The sequence below is a fragment of the Hyphomonas sp. UBA3601 genome (genome assembly GCF_002375605.1).
Taxonomy (GTDB): Bacteria; Pseudomonadota; Alphaproteobacteria; order Caulobacterales; family Hyphomonadaceae; genus Hyphomonas.
Genome location: NZ_DFME01000041.1, coordinates 1 through 23876 on the forward strand (window position 1 = coordinate 1; position 23876 = coordinate 23876).

Below are 23876 nucleotides of genomic sequence, written 5' to 3' on the forward strand. Positions count from 1 at the left end.
ACCTGGTTTGGTGGAGCCAGCTTTTCACATGAACTGGTCTGCAGCGTTGTGGAACAGGCACAAGACATGGTGAAGGACATGCTCAACGAGCTCGTGCACGCCCCTGCTCCGCAGGCCTCATCGGAAACAGCAAAAGTGGCCGAGACGGTCTAGACAGCCTCGGATTCCGGCACCGCACAATATTGATCAATGAAATCTTGATGACTCGGCATCTGTGAGACCGCCTTTGAGATATTGGCCTCAAGGCCACCCAAGGCCGTCATCAATTGGTCATCTGTCATCAGATGGCCCATATGGTGATATCCCTTGGGCTTCAGCCGCTGACCGAGCATAACCTGCAGCCAGGAATCCACGCGGAACAAATCATCCGTCGCCTGATAGGCTAGGCCGTTCTCACGGAACAGGGAAATGCGCTGTGCCAAAGAATCTGGAACCGGCATATCGCGGCGCGCGCGCCAGAAGTCCGAGTCGTCGCGCTCAGTCAGCTTGTAGTGCAACACGATGAAATCGCGGATTTTCTCAAGCTCGCGTTCGGCCTGTTCATTATAGTGGTTCGCAATCGCCTCACTTATCCCGGCAAACGGGAACTGCTGGACCAGACGGGTCGCCCCGACCTGGATGAGATGAATGCTGGTGGATTCCAGTGGCTCAACGAAACCGCTCGACAGGCCAAGCGCCACGCAGTTCTTGTTCCACACCTTCTTGCGACGACCGGTCTTGTAACGGATCAGGCGAGGTTCGGTCAGTGGCTCCCCATCGACATGGCCAAGCAGATATTCCTTTGCCTCGTCCGGCTGCATATTCTCGCTGCAGAAGACAAGGCCGTTGCCGACCCGGTGCTGTAGCGGGATACGCCAGCGCCAGCCTGCATGATGAGCGATGGCGCGAGTATAGGGCTGAGCGGGGCCGATCGAGCGCGTCTGCACTGCCAGCGCACTGTCGGTCGGCAGCCAATGAGTCCAGTCTTCATAACCCGTCTTGAGGGTCTGCTCGATCAGCATACCCCGGAACCCGGTACAGTCGATGAAAAGGTCGCCCTCGATACGTTCGCCGGATTGCAGTTTGAGCGCCGTGATGAAACCGCTCTCGCCATCCTGCTCGACTTCTTCGATCAGGCCCTCAACACGCTTGACGCCCTTGGCCTCGCTGAAGGTCCGCAGGAATTTCGCGTAGAGACTGGCGTCGAGATGATAGGCATAGTTTATGTTGGCCTTGTCGGACGTGAAGAACCGTCCCGCCTCTGCAGCCTGTAATTCGAAACAGTAAGCGTCGAGTTCAGCGCCAATGCCACGCTCCTGCGCGTACATCCAGATATTGTAGAATTCGCCCATCCAGTTCGACTTGCCGACCTGGCCGAAGGAGTGAATGTAGCGATCACCAAGCCCGCCCCACTCCTCGAACGCAATGCCGAGTTTGAACGTGGCCTTGGTGGCGCGCATGAAGTCGCGCTCGTCGATTCCCATCAGATGGTGGAACGTACGGTGCGTCGGGATGGTTGCTTCGCCGACTCCGACTGTGCCGATGGCATCGGATTCCACCAGCGTTATGTCCAGCAAGGGGCCAAGCAGGCGTGAGAGCGAGGCCGCAGCGATCCAGCCAGCTGTGCCGCCGCCAGCAATGACTACTCTCCTGATATTCTGCGTTTCCAATGTGATCCCCGGTTCTTTTTATAGTCTTCAGCGATTGAGCTTGTTCAGCAAGAGTGCACGGAGCCGCCGTGCCTTCACCTCGTCGAGCGGCCCGAGAATGCCCTGAGCCGCTTCGGGCAAGTGCGCAGCCGGCTGCTCGGAGGGTCCGAAAATATAATAGTCGAACAAGGCCTTCCAGGCCCGCTTCTCCGGCTCCGGACGATCCCGCAAGCTGAGTATGGCGTGCAGCAAGGTGTTCTGGGGCGTATCCATGAAGGCTGGCGACGTGTTCCACCAATAATTAATCATGGCCGTGAAGTCGCCGATGCCCTCAACATTGTGCCACCAGAGTGCTGGATAGAACAGTACATCGCCCGGCTCCAGCTCAGCCACCTCCCCAGCGGCCATGGCCTCGGCAAAGCGCGGGTAGCGCGCAAGGTCTGGATCACGGAAGTCTACCATGCTCACGACCTGTCCGCCGGGCGTGGGCTCCAGAGGGCCGGGATAGAGATTGGCCACCTGCTCAGGCGGGAACAATGTGAAGCGTCGCTTGCCGACCATACAGCAGGCCAGATTGTTCGACATGTCGTAATGGGCTGAAGCAATCGTATGGTTCCCCATCCAGATGCTGACCATTGGCTTGTGCGCATCAAACATCGGATCGTTCAGCACAAGGTCGTTCTCGTCGCGCATGCCCGGAAAGAAATTATCGAGATCGGTCGAACCAATATAGAAAGAGCGCCCGTCAGACGATCTTGCCGTTTCGCGTACCCGATCAAAGAAATCCGGCAACGGAACACGGTCGCGCTCAAAATTGAATCCGTCCACCGCCTCAGTATAAAAATACCGCCCGCCTTCTTCTGGCGCACTGCGATATTCCACGACCGGACGCCCGCCATAAAACGAGGCGATATGGTCCATGGCTGCGTCCAGTGACTGCAAGCCCTTCTGGACCAGAGGCCACTGACGCGCCACTCCTTTCAAGATGACGGGCTGTTGGTCGCGCATCAGCTGGTCATACGGTATGGCGTCCGGCGAAATGCCCGCCAGTTCCTTCGTTTTGCGCTGTATGTCCAGTGAGGACAAGGTTTCCTCCCAGAGGGTCAGCCGCCTGCTGCCCGTTTCGCGTTCTTCATATTGATCAGCCGGTTCACATTGCCCAACGAGGCCAGCACAAGATAGGCTGCGCGCAGAAATCCGCCACGATGGAGCTGTTGTAGCGCCTCCCCTTCCAGGGCGGCCAGCTTTTCTTCGTTCAGTGTAAAGAGGTCAGGCACCTTGTATTCAGTATGGTCATCAAGTTTGACGTCCAGTGATACAGGCTCGATCAAGCCAGCCTGCTCGAAAGCTGCAAACATGGGCGCGGTCATATCTGCGCCGACCGTAATCACGCGCAAGACCTGGCTGATATGCTGCAAGTATGGTGCATTGCCGCCATGCGCGAGAAAAAGCGGCTCGCCCTCCGTCTTGCTGACGCGCGGATTTTCTAGGTCCACATGGATCACCGGTTCTCGGCGGACCTCGCCATCGACTTCCTGGTTCTGGAAACCGATCATGAACGGGCCACGCTGATGGATCGCGGGCACATAACGGGCCTGCCAGCGCGCACCATCAAGGAAGAGGTTTTCGCCCTTGTCGAGACCGAGCAGGATCACGCAGTAAAAAGCCCCCTGTTCGTCCTTTCGGAAGAAGATCGGGTATTCGCGCTGAAGCTCGGAAAACTCTGTCGGATAGACCGCTGCCTGATTGACGCTGTCGCCATAGGTCGCGCCAAAGCGGGTGATCACCTTGAGATCCGGATGATCGATATTGTTCAGAAGTGCCATCTTGGCCATGAGGCGCCTTTCGGTGCTGCTTACGCTCGTTGTGCCGTGCGAGCGCGTTTCCGTCATGATGAAACAATCCTCCCATGCTTACAAGCGGGGGCAAAAAAGGCCGCTGCAAGCAGCGGCCTTTCCTGAATGTTCCAAGTCTCGTTCCAGTCGTCTCCGACTAGAACTTGTAGCGGACGCCAACCTGGTAGCGTGGTGCCAGCTCGTAGACATAGTACACCTGCTCCGGCACGCGGTGGTAGATGCGCTGGTCTTCACCAGTCAGATTGATGCCTTCGAAGGAAACGGCAATCTGCTCATTGATGTCATAGCTGACGTTCAGATCGTACTGACCGTAATCCTCAACATATGTACCAGACCGATCACCGCCTTGGTTCGTGTTGAGAAGGAACGTGTCACGCCAGTTATAAGCAAGACGTGCAGAGAAGCCGTACTTCTCGTAGATCGCAGTCAGGTTAGCCGTGTCGGACAGGCCGACAAGGGCAAACTGATTGTCGTTGATGCTAGCGGCAGGGTTCAGTTCCACATCGCCGTTCACCAGTGTGTAGTTCGCCTGGAAACCGAAGCCAGTCTCGCCGAAGAAGTGTTGCCAAGCAAACTCCATCCCGTCGATATTGCCTTCGCGATTGTTGACTGGTTGGTTGACACCAAACACGGCCAATGGATCGCTGCCATTGGACGCGACATCATACTGGCCAAGAATTTGGTCCACATAGCTCTGCGGCAATGCTCCGCCGACGAGTTGTGATTCAAACTCTGCACGGGCCGCAGCGGTATCTCCGCCATTTGCGTCAATCAGGGCTGTCAGCGTAAAGAGGTTCGCTTCAGACTGGTCAACGCCGAGCGCATTGATGATAGCCAGCGCATCACCGGAACGTGAGCCAGAAGCTCCTGAAGCCGGATCGCGAAGACCGAACAGATTGCGTTCGACAACACCGTTACCGATGAAGTTCTTCACCTTCTTGTCGAAGTAGCCAGCCGACACATAGCTCGTGTCGCCATAGTACCATTCAAGCGAAATATCGAAGTTTGTGGACTTGAGCGGCAAGAGACCAGGGTTCTGGGAATCACCGGTCAGCGATCCACCAAAGGCCGTCGGACGGTTTGGTGCATTCGCGGTCGTTGAAGCAAACAAGCTGCTGTAGCCAGCCCGGCCGATCGTCTTGCTGAACGAAGTCCGCGCAACCAGATTTTCCGTAAGGTCGATCTGGAAGTCGGCGTTCGGCAAGACTTCTTCATAGGCGCCTTTGCCCGACAGGTCCTGCTGGGCGCCAGACTGGACGATGAGGAAATCGTTGTCCGACTGCCACAAGATGCCCGATGGGATCGACTGAACGGTTGTCGACTTCACGTTGGTGTCTTCATAACGGACACCGATATTTGTGCGCGTCGGAAGCCCCATGAAGTCGCGCTCGATATTGAACTGAGCGTAGAAAGACAGAATTTCTTCCTGCACAGTATCATCGGACTCAGAGATGTTTACCCCGTTGCCAGCATACGCCGCTTCGAGGATCGGGTAGAGCTGAGTCGCGTCGACGCGGAACGCCGTGTCAGCCTGACCAACGGCCACATCGTCAAACAGGCAGGAAAGGCAGTAGGTCTGCATCACGCCTGGCGCGAACTGTTCGACATCACCCGGATTGGAAATCCCCCATGAACCGAGATCCTGCTGGGTGGTGCGGGTAGTACGATCCATCTGGCTGTCGCGGAAATTGCTGCCGACAGTCAAACTTGTGCGGTCATCGAAGTCCCACACGAAGCGAAGATCGAATTCGTCGATCTCGTGCTGCATGTTGGAAGAGTTCGAACGCTGCACCTGCGTACCAAGATCACCCGCATCCAGGACACCATTGCCGTTTCCACGAACGGAATCGTCAATCGTGTAGGACTGGATCGGCGTGCCACCTCGGAAATCAACTGAATGCTGGAGGATGACCGGCGCGCCCATGGTCACGAAAGTCGCCGTGTGGCCGAGCGGGTTGTTACCACCTGATTCAGACTTCGAACTATGCGCATCGAAGATCAGCGTTCCACGCTCAGAGAACTCCCAATCGGCATTAAAGCCGAAAGAGTTCAATTCATCCTTCGTGGCACGATTGGTTTGCTCGAAACCGATATCTTTCGAACCGTTATTGTTTTCCTGCATGAACACGGCGGTCGCAACAGGGCCATCATTGTCGAAAATGATCTGGTCCAACGGCGTGGCAAACCAGTTGGTTTGCTCATAGCGCAGTTCGTCCGACTCGTTCATCGCGTAGGTGTAGTCACCTGTCAGAGTGAGGTTATCGATTGGACGGAACTGAAGAACCAATTGGCCGTTCAAACGCTCGCGAGAAATATCCGAGAAGTCGTAGCGACTATCCTGCGGGATAGCATAAAGCTGGCCAGCAGCTGGTGGATTGGTGATTTGGGTAGAACCATCACCACGCGTATAGCTGCCATCAATTGTGCCGTCTGCGGATTCACGGACGATCCAGTCATTGACTTGCTGTGATGGCGCGCCGGAATCGCGCTTTGAATAGGATCCGAAAATGCCGATGCCGAAACGATCCGATGGGTCGGTCCAGCTTGCAAGACCAGACAATTCTGGCGTGAAGTCATCGCCGGCTTCCACGCTCGTGTCATTGATCGCCTTGGCTGAGAATGACGCATTCAGGCCTGGATCGTCGAAAGGTGTCCGTGTTTTGAGGTTGACCGTCGCACCAATACCGCCCGATGGCAGGATAGCCTGGCCGGTCTTGTAGACTTCAAGACCGCTGACACCTTCAGAAGCAAGGTTTGAGAAGTCGAACGCGCGATCTCCGCCAGCGCCGTAATTGCCGCGCGTACCGATGGCACGAATTTTGGCGGTTGGCATGGTCCGGCCATTCAGCGTGACCAGGTTGAACCCTGGGCCAAAGCCACGAACGGTGATTTCGGAGCCTTCGCCGTTGACCCGGTTGATGGACACACCCGTGATGCGCTGAAGCGATTCCGCGAGGTTTGTGTCCGGGAACTTGCCGATGTCTTCGGCCGAAATGGCGTCAACAACACCATTGGAGCTGCGCTTGATGTCCATGGCGCGCTCGAGCGATCCGCGGATGCCCTGTACGACCACAGTTTCCTGCGTCAGTGTCTCTTCATTCGCGTCTTGCGCCTGCGCTGCCAATGGCAGGGCTGACAGCAGCGACACCGCGGACGCACTGCACAGCAGCGTTCCCCATTTTACTTTCCGTGCGGAATCCGCACGGACCTTGTCCGTGGAAACAGTCATTACAATCCTCCCTGAGACAGGCCACTCACGACGGTGGTGCCGGTCTTCAATGCTTGTCTCGGTCAGGCGGACTGCCCCTGCAATCCACCTACCCGACAATCAATGCATCACCAAATGTTTGCGCTATCAAGCCTTTCATGACGAAAATTTTGGATTGGTGTCACTCAGCACGTACCCGATGAAACCGATTTCACCGCTCTTGCAACAATTTTCTCCCCGTAGCTATTGGGACTTTCGCAATCCCGCGCAGGATTGAGCAATCGCGGTAGAAAATTTTTCAAAGACCGATTTTTCCGGATTTATGACAAGGTTGGCAAAAAGGCCACACTCTCGAACCCCAAACCCTGCGGGAATGAGGAATCGTAAACCTGCTGAGCAACTCCCCTCCTCTACGCGCTCCATCTCCAAAATTTATTGTGCGGACTCGATCAAGACGCCTCATTCACTGTGGCTCCACATTCGGTCGAGCCTTCCGGATCAAGTTGCACGCCTCATTCGGCACCGTCTTCGAGCGCCGAGAACTTCAGATGGATCAAGACACGTATGACCCACCCTGCCCCTGTTGACTTGCTCATCCGAAATGCATGGATCGTCACGATGGATGCGACGCGGCGAATTTATCGAAATGGCGCAATCGCGATCGTCGGAAACCGCATTCACAGCGTCGGTCAGGACAGCGAAATATCCGGCTCGGTCAGCGCTCGTGAGACGCTGGACGGCAATGGATTCGTCATCACGCCTGGATTCGTGAATTGCCACGTCCACATCACCGGCGAACCGCTGACCCGGGGAATCGTGCCAGACAATACCGACTGGGCTGAAAACGTCTTCGGATGGCTGATTCCGATGTACATGACCCAAACTCCTGCCGACGAACGCCTGTCGGCTCAGTTTGCGGCCCTTGAAATGCTCCGCACCGGCACCACGACTTTCATCGAGGCCGGCACGATCCTGAACCTCGAAGCTGTTGCGGATGGCCTTGCCGAAATCGGCATCCGCGGACGGATTGGTCAATGGCTACAGGACCGCGCCTTTGCACCCGACGACGATCAGACGGCGCTGACTGATTCCGCGCTGTCGCGCATGGACGACCAGTCCAACGCCTACCCGCAAACAGAGGATGCACTGATTTCGGCTTGGCCGCTCCTGGTGGGCCACAACACGGCAACCGACGAATTATGGCGCGGCGCATCGGATCTTGCCCGCACGAAAGGCTTGGGTGTGAGCGCCCATATGAGCGCCGATCCGGCAGATCCAGAGTATTATCTCGAGACAGCCGGAAAGCGCGCAATCGCCCATCTGGCAGACCTCGACGCGCTCGGCCCGCACCTGTCCCTGACCCACGCGGTGCATCTGGACCAGAACGAAGTCGACCTGCTGGCATCGAGCGGCACGCATGTCACGCACTGCCCGATGACCGCCATGAAAGGCGGGTACGGGGCAAGCTCTGCCGGCCTGTTCCCCGAAATGGCCGCCGCCGGCGTGAATATCCAGCTGGGCACGGATGGCAACAATAATGGCAATACCAGCGATATCATGCGCGCCATGTTTGCCATGGCAGGCCTGTTCAAGGATGCGCGCCGCGACGCAAGCCTGTTCTCGGCCTATAGCGTGCTGGAAGCGGCCACGATCAATGGCGCAAAAGGCGCGCAGATGGCCGACCAGATCGGGTCACTGGAACCTGGCAAGAAGGCCGACTTCGTACTGCATGATCGCAACCGGCCGGAATGGGTGCCGCTTTTCAACCCGGTCAACCAGCTTATCTATTCCGCCGATGGCCGCGGCGTTCACAGTGTCTGGGTAGATGGGCGGCGCGTGGTCGAGAACTACCGCTCCACACTGATCGACGAAGACCGGTTGCTTGCCGAGGTTCAGGCCGCCGGAATGGCGCTGGTCTCACGTGAAGGCCGCAGTGTGCCGTCAGAATGGCCGGTCCTCTGAGGAAGGCCCGAGACGACACAATCTGGAAATTCGGAGAAAGTGGTGGGCGGTAACGGGCTCGAACCGCTGACCCTCTCGGTGTAAACGACGCACTTTTTCTTATTTTACATGGAGTTCTCTGTAAACCGCATCAGGTTTTCCGTATTAAAAACAAGGCTCGTTGGCACCACGTGTAAACCGCAAATGTCATCACTCTGGCATCGGAACTAGGCGCTTGTCGTCATGTCTTCCTCGCTTGCCCAATCGGACTGGTCCACCCGTAAAGTTAGAGTTGGCGGTTTCTGAAATGCCTGGCTCTGGTGGCCCAGTCGTGGTGCTAAAATACAGCAGCGATGAAGTGCTTGGCTCTGGTAGTCCGGCCTTGGTGTTAAAATCCAGCAGCGATTTTGGCCTTGCCAGCATGGCACAGGCCGACGTTGCGGGCAAACTCGGCAGGAGATTGCCCATTGTGAGCCGTATGAGGTCTCCTCTCACTGTAGTCCATTCTCGACGTCTCAAGTAGCTGTATTGCTACGGTCAAGGAAACGAACCCGTTGGCGTTCATCCCGGAGCGATCCATTAAAGGAATTCATGTGCACGCCATCTACCGAGGTACTGGGCCACGAGAAATCCATTTTGATTTGTTTAGATACGTACAAGAGCCCAAGATTTGATCGGTAAGCGCGTCACCATTGTAAGATAGCCAAAGCTCTTGCCGGATCACTTTCGTCAGATCCCGTCAATGGTTGAGCTTTATCAACGTCTCTTTTCTATCGATTGAATTCAAACAATAGAGGTTGCTCCAGCCCCTTCTTTATCCGCATACTGATTCTGTCAAGCAACACCTTTACTGAATGCGCGGATGAGTTGGCTGAGCGCTCCCTCGGCTTCAGCGAAGCACGAGCCCGGTTCGCCCCGCTCATGATATTCGCTAATGACTGCCAGGCAGATAGCTGCTAGCTCTCTGGCTAATCCATTCGCGCCTGCGGATGCTTCGAGGCTTTTGCGAAAATCATTTGTCAATCGATTAGCAGCCGCGCCGACCTTGCGGGATTCGACGTTCGGACGCGCGAGCAACAATTCGCGCCTCCGAAGATGCCAGCCTTTCTGAACGAGAGACAAGGATGGCTTACCAAGTTCGGCGGCAACAAACCCGTCGATCAGATTGGCAAGCAAAGTGCATACGGCCAAGTTTGCTACGTCATTGCGGAAACCATTCTCAAGCATCCTTGTTTGCGCAGTATAAAGGCCCAAAAGAATATCGACGGCGGCAGATGAGAGCCTCCCCACAGGCACGTCAGCTTTGTCATCGCCTACCGCATTTCTCGCCAATGCCGCGACAACAGTCACTCGCCCGGACCCGATTGAAGTTTTCTGCACAAGAACAATAGCCTACATTTCCCCCAAGAGAGCCGGCCTCAAAGCGGCAAGACCAATCGAGTGCGCAATAACTCATACTTCGGACCGCTTGATCAGAAGCAGAGCCAGCCAAGGCGAGGACTCTTATACTGGAGCCTATTTAGGGAGCACATACCGCCACGATGTTCTGAGACGTTTCGGACAGTCCATCGATGCGCGCTTGCCGGTCCGGTATTTCTGCCGACTCAACAAGCTCGTCAATGGACTCTTGTCCTTGTTCTTCAGCGCCTGTTGTTAAGCACTCACAAAAATCCTGACTTTCCTCCTCACTCAAACCGTCTGCAACAGAAACCGTTACGCAGACGCGCTGTAAATCATCTCGGCTCTCTGCTTGCGCGCTCGCATAAGACAGGGCCGCAAAACCAAAGGCAATCAAAGCAAACCGTTTCAACATTTTACTACTCCCCTTTTATTAGACTTGGTTCGAATAGAATTCCTGAGCCAATTGCAGCATATACATTTTGGTATTGTCGTTTCGCATTAACGATACACCGCACTCACTTTTTATCCGGCTCCTGAATGAAATTCATGACGAGTTTTTCAAATCTTGCCGCATGTTCAATTTGCGCCCAGTGCCCGCACTCTCCAAAGACATGCAACTGAGACCTCTTGATCAACTGCGACAGCCGCAGGCCATTTTCCAGCGGCACAACGAGGTCTTCACGCCCATGAATAATCAGAACCTCATGAGGAATTTTCTGGATATCGCGTTCATCACTTGCCAAGTGCTCTAGCCATCTCCCCCGAGGCGCAGGAAACATCGCTGAGAATGACTCCTGAAAACCCGGACGAATGCTTGCTTTGTACCGTAGTTCAGCAAGCTCATCCGTTACCAAACTTCGATCATATGCAAAGATATCCAGCAAACGGCGCATATTTTCAATGGATGGAGAATACCCCCAAACCTGGTCAAGTCCCTCACTCAGCCCCAACGCCAAACCCGCGCTTCCCATCAGAACAATGCGCCGAACTCTATCCGGGTGTCGAATGGCCATCGCAAGAGAAATCGCACCCCCGAAGGAATTGCCTACGAGATCGGTCCGTTCAATATCAAGAGCATCCATCAACCCAACAACCTGATCGAGCCAACTTTCCATATTATAGTACTCTTTACCCGGACGTTCCGAATATCCGAAGCCGAGCATATCAGGAGCAATTACTCTGGCCACCTCACTAAAATTTGGCATTGCCAATCGCCAGTTTGCCCACGCCGAAACCCCCGGCCCTGATCCGTGAATCAGAAAGAGCGGTTTCCCAGAGCCGAGATCATGATAGTTCGTCTTTACACCGTGAACTTCAATGTTACGTGCGATCTCTGGGTTGGTATCTTCAGATACGCTCTGAATGGCCATGCTAGAATCTCCTAAATGCAGCGTCGGGGGTCGGACGAATTTGGATCAGTTTTGCGGACGCGCCGCTCAAGCTCCTGTGCCCATAAACTTATGTCCCCACATGCTGATGCTGTCATATCGGACGACAGACCAATCTGACTCGATGGGTCGAGCGCCCCATCCATACTCGACAGCAAAGCCGGAAGGCGTGACGCCGTAGAACGAATACATGTGATCATTTGTGTGCCGACCGAGCGTCATCACGATCTCATTCTTCTCTGACACGCGATCATATGCGCGCCCGACATCATCGAACGACCCCACTTCCAGCATAAAGTGATGTAACTTCTTGGAAGCGGGCGCTTGGATTAATGCCAGGCTATGATGGCGCCTGTTGCAATGGAGAAAGTTCACCTGAAGCTTCACGTCCGGATTGACCTGCCAGTCGATGATGTCGGATAGCTCCATCCCCAGTCCACGGATGTAGAAATCCAACGAACGTTCAATATCTTCAACACTCAGGACATAGTGCCCAAGTCCCTGATCCTGAGTTAGAAATCCAGATACACCCGTAGGTGAAATAAACGGCTCTTCGTAGAGCTCGCTGGCACCATAATAGACCTCAATCTTGATCCCTGACGGATCAAGGCAGGATACCAAATCAATCACTCCCCGTTGCGCCAACAGCTTGGAATCGGCCTGCTCGACGGAAATGCCCATTTCCTTTAGTCTTTCAGCGATCTCAAGCATCTCGGCTCGATTCGAAACTTCGAACCCCGCATACAAGAGATCATCTGCCGCGCCCGGATGGACTGCAACCCGCCAATTTCGGGAATCCATTCTCAGAAAGAGAGTGTCATTTCTCGTCCCAGCATCCATTAGCCCTAACGTTCCGGTTGCGTAATCCCGCCAAGCATCAATGTCTGATGCAGAAAAACCCAAATATCCCAACTTCTTTACGCTCATTGTCTTCTCCCTGTCTTTCTGATTTTAGTATGTATCCGCACTATTTTGTGCTTCACGCGACCGTCTTTGCCGCCAATTTGAAAATGTCTTTCATGCGAATGAGCGGATCACGAATCGATTCAGCATCTACCAGCATCCTCCGCTCAATGATTTTTGATGCGAAAGAAAAGTCTGCCGACTGGTCTATTGAAACAGCAGATTGAAGCTCCCCACCATTCAATCGACACACCGTCATTCCGGTCCCTCCGGGATCAACCCGAGTGACGACATCGCCAGGACCAGTGACTTCGCCCATCATCTGTATCCGATGCCCCGCTATCTCCGTCCAAGAAATCGGAACTTGCGGTGCTGGCTCACCCTTTCCGAGCATTGCTCCCGCAGCCACAGCCGCCTGGTTTTGAGAATTCAGATAAGTCTCCAGACTGCGGCGCCCTCCGCTCCTGAGAGGCCAACTTGCGACATCGCCCGCTGCGTACACCGTGTCGCTTGAAGCCATACCAACTGAATTTACAATGATGCCCCTCGCGCACGCCAATCCAGCATGCTCTGCTAAAGCGGTGACCGGCTCCGCACCAACGCTGACGATTGCCAGATCACCAGAAAATCTTCTTCCGTCGCCGCATCGTACTTCCCGGAACGAGGGGTCTAGATCTACATGAGTAATTGAGACGCCCGTGTGGACTTCAACCCCTATGGCCTCCAATTCCTCTCGACACCACGAGCCTATTGTCTTGCCCAGAACACGCAACAAGAGCTCATTGGCAGTCTCAAGGATAATCGCCTTTGCACCCATCTTCTGAATTGTAGTGGCAAGCTCACATCCAATGAGGCCTCCCCCGATGATGATGACTTGTGCCCCAGGGGAGATTGCTCCCTGTAGAGCCACGCAATCGTCAAGTGTCCGCAGTGAGTAAAGTCCCGGCGTCTCGCTATGCGCATCTAGACGCAGAGACCGCGCCCGAGACCCAGTGGCAAAAAGGAGCTTGTCAAACTTGAGGTCCGAGCCAGAGCTCACCTCAATACGCATCGAGGGCAAGTCTATTGTTTCAACGCGAACTCCCAGACATTTCTCGACCCTGAATTCTTCGCTCCAATTACAACCCATTAACAAAGGGGGGGCAGATTTGGTCGCTAAAGCAGACTTGGACAAAGAGGGTCGATCATATGGCTCATACGGCTCGTCGCCAAAGAGGAAAATCTTTCCCTCAAACCCCTGGTCTCTGAGCGACCGACACGCTGTCGCCCCCGCCAGACCCGCACCTATGATCGCGAAACTCTGCATCAATCGTTGACCTTACCAGATTCGAAATCCACGTAGACGTCGTTGCCCTCCACCTTCACGGGATAAACAGTTAAGGCCGCGCAAGCGGGTGGAGCCTTCACTTTTCCCGTCCGCACACAGAATTTTCCCCAGTGAAGCGTACACTCAATGACGCCATTTTCGAGAAAGCCATCCGCTAACGACCAGTCGCCATGTGTGCAGCGGTCCTGAGTCGCGAGGATCTCTCCGTCTAAGTTGAATAGCGCGATAGGTTCGTCGAACAACTCCACCCGCAACGCGTCACCTTCAGGAACTTCGTCTAGGCTGCAAACTTTCTTAAAAGCCATCACGATACCTAGAAAAAGATGCTGAGATTATTAGAGAGAATCGTACTTTGATCGATGTGTATGGTTCTCTTAGCGATCATGAAGCCGAGCTTGTTGTCACTGCGGCGCAGTACATCCATTCGCTCTCCTGCAAAAATATCGACCTGCCGTTCCAGACGATTTCGGTAAAGAATAAATGACGACGTCACATGAACTTCCTGATCATCACTTGCATCGTTAATGATGACGTTCGCTATGATGTGGCGCGTTCGCGAAGCCGGGCTTTCAGACCATCCGACATCCGACATTAATTTCCGCTGCCGCCCACGCATCATCACTAGATCATCATCAAAATGCGCGTACTCACCGTCCTTAGAGTATTCGAGCTTTTGATCGCGCCTCGTGCGATTCGTTCTCAACGGCATAAAGTACCTGATGTCCTTGTCCAGAAGGTCAAACCAATCGTTGAACTCGTGCCGATCAAGCAGAAGAGACTCCTTATAATAGAATTGCTCAACTTCATGCTGCAGCAGCAGAGCGGCAGTGCTTATCTGCGACGCTGATGACTCTGGTCCCACTTTTTCTTTCAGCATAATTATCTCCAATTTGCGCGATTTATGCGCCCGTTATTCGCGAGGGTTAATAGAACTATCGGTTGAGCGCACTTCGCTCTGCCTACGAAACGGGTGATCCGCTCACAGACCTCCCTACTTTGGCCCGAGTGTGTCCCAATCAGGTTCAGTCATCATACGGATCCACTGATGATAGAGTCCGCGAGCGGCTTCTTCATTGTACACATACCCAATACTGCCCGGGTAATGCGGATTATCGGCAGCAGAACGACCTTTTCCCATTTGAATGTTGAGCCGGCGCTTCCTAGCCTGATGCCCTCGCAACACAGCCTGGATTTCGACCCAGTTTTCACCATCGTCTTGCTCGAATACGCCTCCGGCAGAAAACGTTCTTAATGTCTGACGGCGGTACTCTTCCTTGATCTCGTCAGGAGCATCAGCATCTACAACTGTAAATGCCCATATCTCTGTCTCGTTCGGGCCTCTCGGCTGCCAGGTTCGAACGGTGTTGATACCGGGAAGGAATGAGCAGGTTGGGAAAACAGTCATGTGCTGGACCATCAATTGACGCGCACGCTCTGCGCTTCCCAAGCGCCTCTCCGCCCTGGCGGCCGCTTCACCTTCCGTCCAATATTTAGCAATCTTGGGCCCCATGATAGCCACTAGCATACCTGGCTCTCCGACATAGAAACCCGTTCCATGCCCGCCCCACTTCGCCCTGAACTGGTATCCCACCGTCGGAATCTTCGCATCCGAAAGCTCCATACCTTCGGGCAGGCCCGCCTCGATACCGGACAGATGGGATACGGTTCCGGCATGATACATGTCACTACAAAACTGCTCAGCGGCAAACTTCCAGTTGCATGGGATAACCCATTTCTGCATGCCGCTGATAACTTCAGTACCCGCCTCGGTTCGATCGAGCATGTGGTCCATGTAGAATGTCGCGTCGCCAAGATACTCGCGCAGATTTGGCGCGTTTTTATCCCAGTTCGCGAAGATCAAGCCCTTGTAGGTCTCAACCCTTGCCTGGCCCGGCCCCCACTCGGCCTTGTTGAAGTCCTCACAGAATGCCTCAGACTCATATGGTACGTTCACCAAGTTTCCGCCGATGTCGTACGCCCAACCATGATAGCTGCATGTAAACGATTTTGCGTTGCCGCCATCGGTTCGACAGATTCTCATCCCCCTATGCGGGCACTGGTTTAGAAAAACCTTCAAGCTTCTATCTTTTTGACGCACAAGAATGACGGGATCCTCGCCCATATAGGCCGTCAAAAAGTCACCGGCTTTGGGAACATGTGTCTCGTGCCCGAGCATAATCCATGATCGTCCGAAAACGCGTTCCTGTTCCAACTCATACAGATCCTGATCTGAATAAATTCTTGGATCAAGCGTGCCATTCTCTTCGTCAAGCAGAGCCGTTATCTCCTCGACATTCCAAACATTTTTCTTCTCGAACGCCTTTGGTTCGTGCCCGATGTTCAGGCGCGTCTTTGTTTTAGCCGTCGTCATATTTGTAACCTTCCTTGATATCATGAGCCGCCCATGCCTCCATTTTTAATATGAGGCCTGCCGGCAGAATTAGCCTTCCTTGTCCGGACTTTCCAAAATCAGACCACGCCCCTTCAAGAATTCTACGGCTGACCAAATATGAAAAGATAGCGCCTCAACCGCCGCATCGGCGTCACGCGCAATGGCCAACTCGAAAATCTTCTCGTGTTCAGAATGAGCCAACACGCCAGGGCTTACTCGACTGGCTGTAGACAACCGCCGGTAGCGTTCCGCTTGCTTGTAGAGAATAACTCGGAACTTCTGCACCCAGCGAGAGGAAGAAGCCGATACGAGCGCATCATGAAATTCCTGATTGCGCTGCTCCCATATCTCGAATCCTGCGATTGGATTAGCTTCGAGCCTTTTCTCCGCAAGGGACAGTTGGTGATATGCTTGGACAACCCGACCTTCCCAGTCATCTTTCCCGGATACGATACTATCCCGCAACGCTGATGCTTCCAGCAGGACCCGCGCCTTGGTCAAATCCTCGAAATCAACAAGCGACATCGGCGCCACTCGAAAACCTTTTTGGGATTGAGTAAGGACGAGCCCATCCGACACGAGGAGAGATAACGACTCCCTCACAGTGCCAACACTCACTCCATAATTTTCACTTAGTGGCTGAAGTCGCAGCTTGTCACCCGGCCCATACTTGCCGTGTACAATATCGAGACTCAACTGCTCGTAAGTCGACTCAATCAGGCTCCGAGGCCCGTCTGATTCGGACTCAGTTTCCGTCCGACGCTGGAACATTTCACCCGTGGACATGATTGATAGCCTCTTCCTCACCTTGGATTATTCTTTTTTATCAAATAAAATTATTTTTTTTCTTATGTCAACAAAATTCAGGATGCATTCCCCAATTTCTCAGCATTCCGTCTGGGCCATAGAGTCCCACGCACGCCCGAAAATTCGTGTTCATTATCCTTTGCCCAAGCGCCTGATAAAATGTTCACTCGGGAGATAATACAGACGCACGTTAGCGTGCGCACTTCCGCGTAGCGCGCCTCAAACAAGCTCTCTCATGAATCCCAAAACCAATTCATTTACTTCCTCAGGCCGTTCTTGTTGAATCCAATGACCGCATCCGGATAGAATGTGCGACCCGACATAATTCGGAACGAACTCGCCTACACGATCAATTGCCTCTAGCCCCCATCCTGTCGTGACATCGCACTCTCCCCCAATAAACATCGCAGGTGGAAGAAGCTGAGTGCCGTCATGTGACTCAAGCTGCTCCCAACTCTTTTGAATACCTCGATAATAGGAAAAAGGCCCTATCATTCCTGACCGCTCGAACTCTTGCGTATAGAAGTCCAAATCATCCGTTCCCAACCAGACCGGAAGATCGGCTGGCGCATGCATTTTGTCCCGCATTCGAGCACCAAACGGTATACTAAGGGCGCTCGCACGTATGATGTCCACTTGCGGTAAGTCCAAAAGGCCAGAAAAACCCGCAGCCTTCATACTCTCGCCTGAAAAGGCCCACAGAACGTCGCGCATCCAACCACCCGAATCTTCTTCGAATTCCCGTATGGCCGGTGCCAGCGAACCAAAATAGTCCTGATAGAATTGTTGGTCTGGTCCAGCCAATTCTTTATGAATATCTTCTGGAGAGCGTTCACCGAAAGGAGAGCCAGGCAGAGCAATTAGCCCGCGCCCAGAGAAAGGAATTGCAAGCCCCACAACGCCACGGAAGATTTCAGGATGCAACCAGGCCGCTGTCCAGGCAATCATTGCCCCCCAGTCATGCCCAACGACAACGGCACTTGAGGCACCTAACGCCCTGACCACACCCACGATGTCCTCGACAACAGACTTGATCAGATAATATTCGGAGTCCAAGAATTTGGATGATCGCCCATAGCCTCTTAGATCAATGGCAACGGCCCGGTAACCGGCCTCGGCTAAAGCTGAAAGCTGGTGGCGCCACGAATACCAGGACTCCGGAAAGCCGTGAACGAGTATGACTAGTGGGCCTTCGCCTTCGCACACGGCGTGAATTCGGGCAGAGCCGACAGTCAAGAATTGTGAGCTTCTTTGTTGCATGATTTTTTCCGAAATCAGAAATCAAAATTGTCTCTGTACGTCCGTGAAGGTCGGTTCCAAAAAGCAAGTCCGGATAGCCCCTCGGGAGGTATCCTGCTGCTCCGAAATAACTTGACCGCATAGCTCTCCGCCGAACTATTCAATTCTCAAAACGACATTGCCCGGCAACGCTCCGCTCTCAACCAGTTCATGGGCTTCCACGAGATTTGCAAAGCTCACCTTTTTTGCAATATTATGCAGGACGTTCTTGTCCTTAAGCATGTCTTGGAGCACCAACAGGGCTCTTTGCCTATCTGGCCTGGATAATTTGTACACGATGAAAAAGCGATAACAGATATTGCGTCCGATTGACGGCGAGAAAGGTAAAGCGATTTCTTTTTGACTGCTGCCATAGATGACGGCCAGCCCCCCCTCTTTCATAACCGCCACGTCTATTTGAATGTTGGCAGCCAAGTCTACTTCGATAATCCGGTCGACGCCCCGATGGTCCGTAACCTTGTTGATTTCTTCGACCAGCGTGTCTGTTTTGTAGTTGAATACAAAATCTGCTCCTGCGCGCCTCGCTAGGGCCGCCTTCTCCTCACTGCTGACTGTCGCAATGACAATTCTGGCACCACAAAATTTTGCCGCCTGAATCGCGTAATGGCCAACCGCACCTGCGCCACCCGCGACGAGGACAATCTGCCCTCGAACTCCTCCGTCAGTTGCGACGGCATGACAGGCGGTCATTGCAGGAATGCCGAGACATGCACCGTTCTCAAGCGCCAGCCCGTCCGGCATATGCTCGACCTGCTCAGAAGGCAGCACAACGAACTCAGCGGCAGTTCCATTGCTTCTGTTCCATGCGGCATTCCAGACCCAAACCGCATCGCCCGGCTGAAAATCGTCAACGCCATCACCAATCATATCAACCAGTCCGGCTCCGTCACTATGAGGAATGCGTGGAAATGGGATTGTGGAGGGGATGTGCCCACTGCGGGTTTTGACATCAGAAGGGTTCACACCCGACCATTTTAACCGCACCCGAACTTCGCCGGCCCCAGGCGCCGGCATCACCATCTCCCGCAGCGTCAATACGTCCGCAGCTGGCCCTGTATTCTCGTAGATATAAGCTTTCATGTTTTCCCTTTCTGGCGTCAATTCCAGATTCAAAAATTACTCATCCGTGGGCCGCCAAGACATTTGCCATTGTGGTGAGGCCGGATACGCGCCTACCGAGCAATGGCTGAAGTGATATCATTCAATACCTGCGGGTCATCGATCGTCGCCGGAACTACATAGTCTTGCGACTCCGCAATGCTCTTGATCGTTTTCCGTAGAATCTTTCCCGACCTTGTTTTTGGAAGTTGATCGACAACGATGACGCGCTTGAAGGCAGTTACCGGACCAATTTCGGTTCTCACCAAGTTTACGATTTCTCTCGTAATTTCTTCCTCTGCACGCGTGACCCCATCGTTCAAAACGATGAGCCCAATTGGTAATTCTCCCTTCAAAGAATCTGCAACTCCAATAACGGCGCACTCCGCGACATCTGGATGCGCCGCCACCACTTCCTCGATTGCACCAGTGGACAGGCGATGACCCGCAACATTAATAATGTCGTCAACGCGGCTCATGACGAAGATGTAGCCCTTATCGTCTATATATCCGGCATCCCCGGTCTTGTAGTATCCGGGGTATTCCTCAAAGTATGATTTTAGAAATGACTCATCGTCATCCCACAGTGACAGCAAACACCCCGGCGGAAGCGGCAGCTTTATGACAATAGCTCCGTGCCCACCTTGCGGCATTTCAGAACCGCTCTCATCCACAATGCGAACATCAAATCCAGGCATAGGAACTGTGCTAGAACCATATTCTGTTGGCAGCTGTTCTATTCCCAACGGATTGGCTGCGATCGGCCACCCTGTTTCAGTCTGCCACCAGTGATCTACGACTGGCACATCAAGGAGACGCTCTGCCCACTGGATCGTGTCAGGATCTGCTCGTTCACCCGCAAGGAACAGCTGTCTGAAACCGGAATGATCGTAACCGGAAAATAATGAGCCTGCTGGGTCGACTTTCTTGATCGCCCTGAACGCCGTGGGTGCCGTGAAGAGCGTATTAACCCGGTGCCGCTCAATCACCCTCCAAAAGGTTGCAGCGTCTGGTGTTCCGACCGGCTTTCCTTCAAACAGTATCGTCGCACTGGCGTTAAGAAGCGGACCATACACAATATACGAATGACCGACGACCCATCCTACATCCGATGCGGCCCAGAACACCTCTCCCGGTTTGACATTGTATACATATTCCATCGACCATTTGAGAGCGACCGCATACCCCCCGTGATCCCTGACGATACCCTTCGGCTTTCCAGTCGTCCCCGATGTATGCAGAATGTATAGCGGGTCGGTAGACGCCACGCTCACACATTCGGCTCTCTCGCCAGCCGTTCTTGCGGTTTCAACCAGGGCGGCCCAGTCGAAGTCCCGCTCATGCTCAAGCTCGCACGTCCTGCTAGAACGCTGGAAAATGATTGAACACTCAGGTTTGTGCGGGCTGAGCCTGATCGCCTCATCAAGGAGAGGCTTGTACTCAACGATACGACCAGGCTCGAGCCCGCAGGACGCTGACAACACAATTCTTGGCGTCGCGTCCTCGATTCGAGTGGCAAGCTCTCTAGCTGCGAACCCCCCGAATACGACCACATGGACTGCTCCGATGCGCGCCGTCGCAAGCATCGCAATCACAGCCTCGGGAACCATTGGCATGTAAATCAAGACCCGATCGCCGGCATTCACCCCACGCTCTTTTAGCACGGTCGCAAGTATACCAACCTCATCGAGTAGTTCAGAATAAGTATACTTCCGCACCGCTCCCGTCATTGCGCTATCGTAAATCAACGCCAGATCATCTCCACGGCCATCGCGCACATGACGGTCCAAAGCATTCCAGCATATGTTGCATTCGGCGCCGACAAACCAACGGGTCGCATGATCTTTCGATTCTCTGAGTACGTCGTAAGGTCTATACCACTCCACGGCATGAGACGCTGCCTCCCAAAACTTATCAGGTGCCGATTCCCATTTCTGGTATGTCGTTCTATAACTTCCCATAAGAATGTCTTCCAATACTGCCGGGTCCGCCTTGCCGCCACTATGTTCTTTACAACCGCACAACCAGTTTCCGGCCTGTGACCAAGACGGAATAGTTCCAATTTTCTTCGGTGTGAATCGTAGCTCGGCAGCACGTGCGGGTTGGCAATCTTGATGAATGCCAACCCGAGAGTGACTAGCGTTTGTCTCTCAATTTATCGACGTCGAACAAAGAATTGTCCATCTGATCAACTTTCTCCCAATCCGACGACATGCTGAGTATCGTGTGCCGTTGTGAAATCAAGTTTGGAATAATCAGTGAACGCCACATTGCGCGTCCCGTTGTGGGCTGCCACCAGCGTGAATCGTCCCAAGTCCGCCATAGGTTACCCCGACGATCGTACATTTCCATCCACTGGGTATAGTAGAGTTCCTTATCTACCCAAATGCGTTTTTTGGAGTACTGGTAGCTGTTGGTGAGATCATCGATATCATAAACCCATACCGGCCTCAGCTCCATGTCAACAATTCCCGTCAAAGCGCAATGCGCCTCATCCGGACGATAAGGATCGTATGCTGCACCAACCTCCGGTGCGGCTAATACGAAGCCCTCTTTAACCATGGTGTACTTGAATTTGCGTTTATCAGTTTTGGTCCACTGACTACGCCATTCGTCCCAAGTAAGCTCCAGAGACGGAGCAATTGGATCTTGGCCATTGGTACCAGTAAGAGTGCGAGTACGACGGAGCGTAGGGATGAAAATCTTGAAGTTGTCATCTTTGTCAGCATCCGCGTACCGAAGTCGGACACCGGCTAATCCTCGCACATCCCTAGGCGAAGTTAGTAGCAAAGAACCCGCTTCGGTGACACCTTCATATCCCGGAACATTACCGAGCGGAGTTTTACCAACTCTACCCGCCATCTTGCGCCACCAAATATTGCCTGTGTAAGAGCGTTCGACCTTATTGCTGGAGCTACAGCCGGTCATCAGTACCGGGTTGAACCAGAGATCTTCTGTTCCCACGCCGTGCGCATTGAACAACCAGTTTAGTTCATCACCATTTTTTGGTGTCAGGAAAGGCAATCCGCTCTTTGTGAGAACGCCATTTTTTCCGTCCCTGTCTACCAGCTCACCCTTTTCATTAATCGTGAAGGGATCTTTGCCCAGCTTCTTGGTCGCATCGAGCAGAGCTTTCTGCATATAATAATGGTTCGTGGGAACAATGCGGATACCCTTGACACCCATCCACTCACTATTGAGCCGATCAATCCAGAACTTTGGAAGATAGTCTGACAACCAAGGCATTGACGCCAGGTTGTCTTTCGTGATGATTAACCCTGGTTTTAGCTCGCCCGGAATATCGGCGTCCTCTATGAGGCTCGAGGCCGTGTAACCTCTGAAATCCTTCCACTCTTTCTCAAGTTTTCGGGTCTCATCATTGTCAAGCATATCAGCCCAGGCTTTGTGTTCGGGCAAGCCCGTCTCCTTGGCAAACGCCTTCCAGCGCTCGATATAATCTTCTTGTGCATTCGCTACGGGCGTTGCTGCAGTCGCAACTGCCATAAGCGCCGTCGCTCCGATCAGAAAGCTTTTCAAGCTTAACCGTTTCATTTTCTTCTCCATCATCAAGAACCAGACATCTTTGCGTTATCGTTATGTTTCTCTAGAATTGGTAGGTCAGAGAAAACTCAACGTAGTCCGATTTGTTATAGAGCCCCAAAAGGCCCTGCTCATCCTTCCCGCTAAAGTAGCCCACTTCAATTCTGGGCTTCCAATTTCCTCCTCCTACGGAGAAATCTATTCTCTGCCTTATCGCAACGCCACCTTTATCCATGTCCCAGATCGCCAAGCCATCCAGAGTCACTTTGTCGTTTAAGAAACCCTTCGTGTACGTCTGAGTTATGAATTCCTGGTTCTCTTCAACATTTGTAAGCGCGTAAGGCGCCTGAAACAGGAGCCCATCAGCATCTTCGGTATGGATCTCGAAAAACTGAGTTGTCATAAAAATCGAACTGCGCTGCGATTCCCACCCCGGCACCCAGAAATTATAATCAAATCCGACCAAGACAGACAGCTGATCTCGTCTCGCGATTGTGTCGTCACGGGTAGTAATGAGAGCTGGTGTTCCGACGGTCACACGCCCGGGCACAAAGGGGTTCTGAATCACCCCCTTGTTGAAGGGTTTGTCAAACTCGTATGCCGCCTCCAAACGCAGTACCGGAGAGACATCCTTTCTACCGAATCGGAACTCCGTCATATCGCGTGTGAATGAAAAACCGACGGTCTTTTGCCGGAGTGTGTAATCGAGGTCAAAATCTGCAGTAATAGAACACGGCACCCCTCCCGCCGCCGGATCCAGAATATCAAGGCAGCCGAACGGAATTAAAGGAAAGTCCCCTGGCGCCGCAGTCCCAGCTGCTAGAGACTGGATGAAATCAACGTACTGACCCGGCGCATTCATCGCACCTATGGTGGTTGGGAGATCAATGGGCACATTGACAACGCCCGCTGCATTTGGATCTCCGATAAATGTGCCAATATGAACTGTTGCACCGGTGTTGACGACGATCGGCAGATCCTGAAAACCGTAAAAACCATTAACTGTCCCCTGCCCGCCAAGGACATCGAATTTTAGCCGCATGCCGACCTCGGAATCTTCCCAGTCGTCTGTTTCCTTGTCCGACAGC

Annotated in this window: 18 protein-coding genes and 1 pseudogene; 1 reads left to right on the top strand and 18 read right to left on the bottom strand. The window is 53.5% G+C overall.

From position 1 onward, the window contains the following. Positions 1-149: 149 nt before the first annotated feature. The 4 genes from B4F73_RS04800 to B4F73_RS04815 all read right to left on the bottom strand — a co-directional run bounded on the left by B4F73_RS04800 (position 150) and on the right by B4F73_RS04815 (position 6713). Positions 150-1649, bottom strand: coding sequence for a tryptophan halogenase family protein (locus B4F73_RS04800; RefSeq protein ID WP_290482623.1), 1500 nt, complete (start codon positions 1647-1649; stop codon positions 150-152). A 27-nt stretch (positions 1650-1676) separates the two neighbouring features. Beyond that, entirely contained in the window at positions 1677-2714 is a 1038-nt protein-coding gene (locus B4F73_RS04805) for a cupin-like domain-containing protein (protein ID WP_290482624.1), read from the bottom strand. Positions 2715-2731: 17 nt separating this feature from the next. Then, complete coding sequence (locus tag B4F73_RS04810; protein ID WP_290482625.1) at positions 2732-3520, bottom strand: SapC family protein; 789 nt, start codon at positions 3518-3520, stop codon at positions 2732-2734. Between the two features lie 100 nt (positions 3521-3620). Then, positions 3621-6713 carry a TonB-dependent receptor gene (locus tag B4F73_RS04815; protein ID WP_290478660.1) on the bottom strand — a complete coding sequence of 1031 codons (3093 nt, stop codon included), beginning with the start codon at positions 6711-6713 and terminating at the stop codon, positions 3621-3623. Between the two features lie 543 nt (positions 6714-7256). Between B4F73_RS04815 and B4F73_RS04820 the strand changes: the two genes are divergently transcribed. Then, positions 7257-8654: an amidohydrolase family protein gene (locus B4F73_RS04820; RefSeq protein ID WP_290478659.1), complete on the top strand. Its 1398-nt coding sequence runs from the start codon at positions 7257-7259 to the stop codon at positions 8652-8654. 813 nt (positions 8655-9467) lie between these two features. On the opposite strand, the gene B4F73_RS04825 is transcribed toward B4F73_RS04820, so the two are convergent. From B4F73_RS04825 to B4F73_RS04890, 14 genes and pseudogenes are all read right to left on the bottom strand, one after another. Further along, complete coding sequence (locus B4F73_RS04825) at positions 9468-9983, bottom strand: hypothetical protein (protein ID WP_290482626.1); 516 nt, start codon at positions 9981-9983, stop codon at positions 9468-9470. 169 nt (positions 9984-10152) lie between these two features. Then, positions 10153-10446, bottom strand: coding sequence for a hypothetical protein (locus B4F73_RS04830; RefSeq protein ID WP_112073758.1), 294 nt, complete (start codon positions 10444-10446; stop codon positions 10153-10155). Between the two features lie 103 nt (positions 10447-10549). After that, positions 10550-11404, bottom strand: a complete 855-nt coding sequence (locus B4F73_RS04835; RefSeq protein ID WP_112073757.1) for an alpha/beta fold hydrolase — start codon at positions 11402-11404, stop codon at positions 10550-10552. 66 nt (positions 11405-11470) lie between these two features. Further along, the gene (gene bphC, locus B4F73_RS04840; RefSeq protein WP_290482627.1) at positions 11471-12349 is read right to left on the bottom strand and encodes a biphenyl-2,3-diol 1,2-dioxygenase; all 879 of its coding nucleotides are present in this window, start codon (positions 12347-12349) and stop codon (positions 11471-11473) included. A 52-nt stretch (positions 12350-12401) separates the two neighbouring features. Continuing rightward, complete coding sequence (locus tag B4F73_RS04845; RefSeq protein ID WP_290482628.1) at positions 12402-13631, bottom strand: NAD(P)/FAD-dependent oxidoreductase; 1230 nt, start codon at positions 13629-13631, stop codon at positions 12402-12404. After that, on the bottom strand, positions 13631-13957 hold the full coding sequence (locus tag B4F73_RS04850; protein ID WP_034738357.1) for a bifunctional 3-phenylpropionate/cinnamic acid dioxygenase ferredoxin subunit: 327 nt from the start codon (positions 13955-13957) through the stop codon (positions 13631-13633). Before B4F73_RS04850 ends, B4F73_RS04845 begins: the two co-directional genes overlap by 1 nt. 8 nt (positions 13958-13965) lie before the next feature. Beyond that, positions 13966-14529 (bottom strand): aromatic-ring-hydroxylating dioxygenase subunit beta, encoded by a 564-nt coding sequence (locus B4F73_RS04855; protein ID WP_045699447.1) that lies wholly within the window; start codon positions 14527-14529, stop codon positions 13966-13968. Between the two features lie 114 nt (positions 14530-14643). Next, a complete protein-coding gene (locus B4F73_RS04860; RefSeq protein WP_084146479.1) occupies positions 14644-16023 on the bottom strand; it encodes an aromatic ring-hydroxylating dioxygenase subunit alpha in 1380 nt (459 codons plus the stop codon). A gap of 69 nt (positions 16024-16092) precedes the next feature. After that, entirely contained in the window at positions 16093-16830 is a 738-nt protein-coding gene (locus tag B4F73_RS04865; protein ID WP_206741425.1) for a GntR family transcriptional regulator, read from the bottom strand. Between the two features lie 240 nt (positions 16831-17070). Next, entirely contained in the window at positions 17071-18111 is a 1041-nt protein-coding gene (locus tag B4F73_RS04870) for an alpha/beta hydrolase (RefSeq protein ID WP_290482629.1), read from the bottom strand. A 135-nt stretch (positions 18112-18246) separates the two neighbouring features. After that, complete coding sequence (locus tag B4F73_RS04875; protein ID WP_290482630.1) at positions 18247-19230, bottom strand: NADPH:quinone reductase; 984 nt, start codon at positions 19228-19230, stop codon at positions 18247-18249. A gap of 92 nt (positions 19231-19322) precedes the next feature. Next, complete coding sequence (locus B4F73_RS04880; protein WP_349679539.1) at positions 19323-21209, bottom strand: AMP-binding protein; 1887 nt, start codon at positions 21207-21209, stop codon at positions 19323-19325. A 175-nt stretch (positions 21210-21384) separates the two neighbouring features. After that, a complete protein-coding gene (locus B4F73_RS04885; protein WP_273241464.1) occupies positions 21385-22815 on the bottom strand; it encodes an outer membrane lipoprotein-sorting protein in 1431 nt (476 codons plus the stop codon). Positions 22816-22852: 37 nt separating this feature from the next. Beyond that, a pseudogene (locus tag B4F73_RS04890) lies at positions 22853-23876 on the bottom strand (hypothetical protein); the annotation flags it as partial.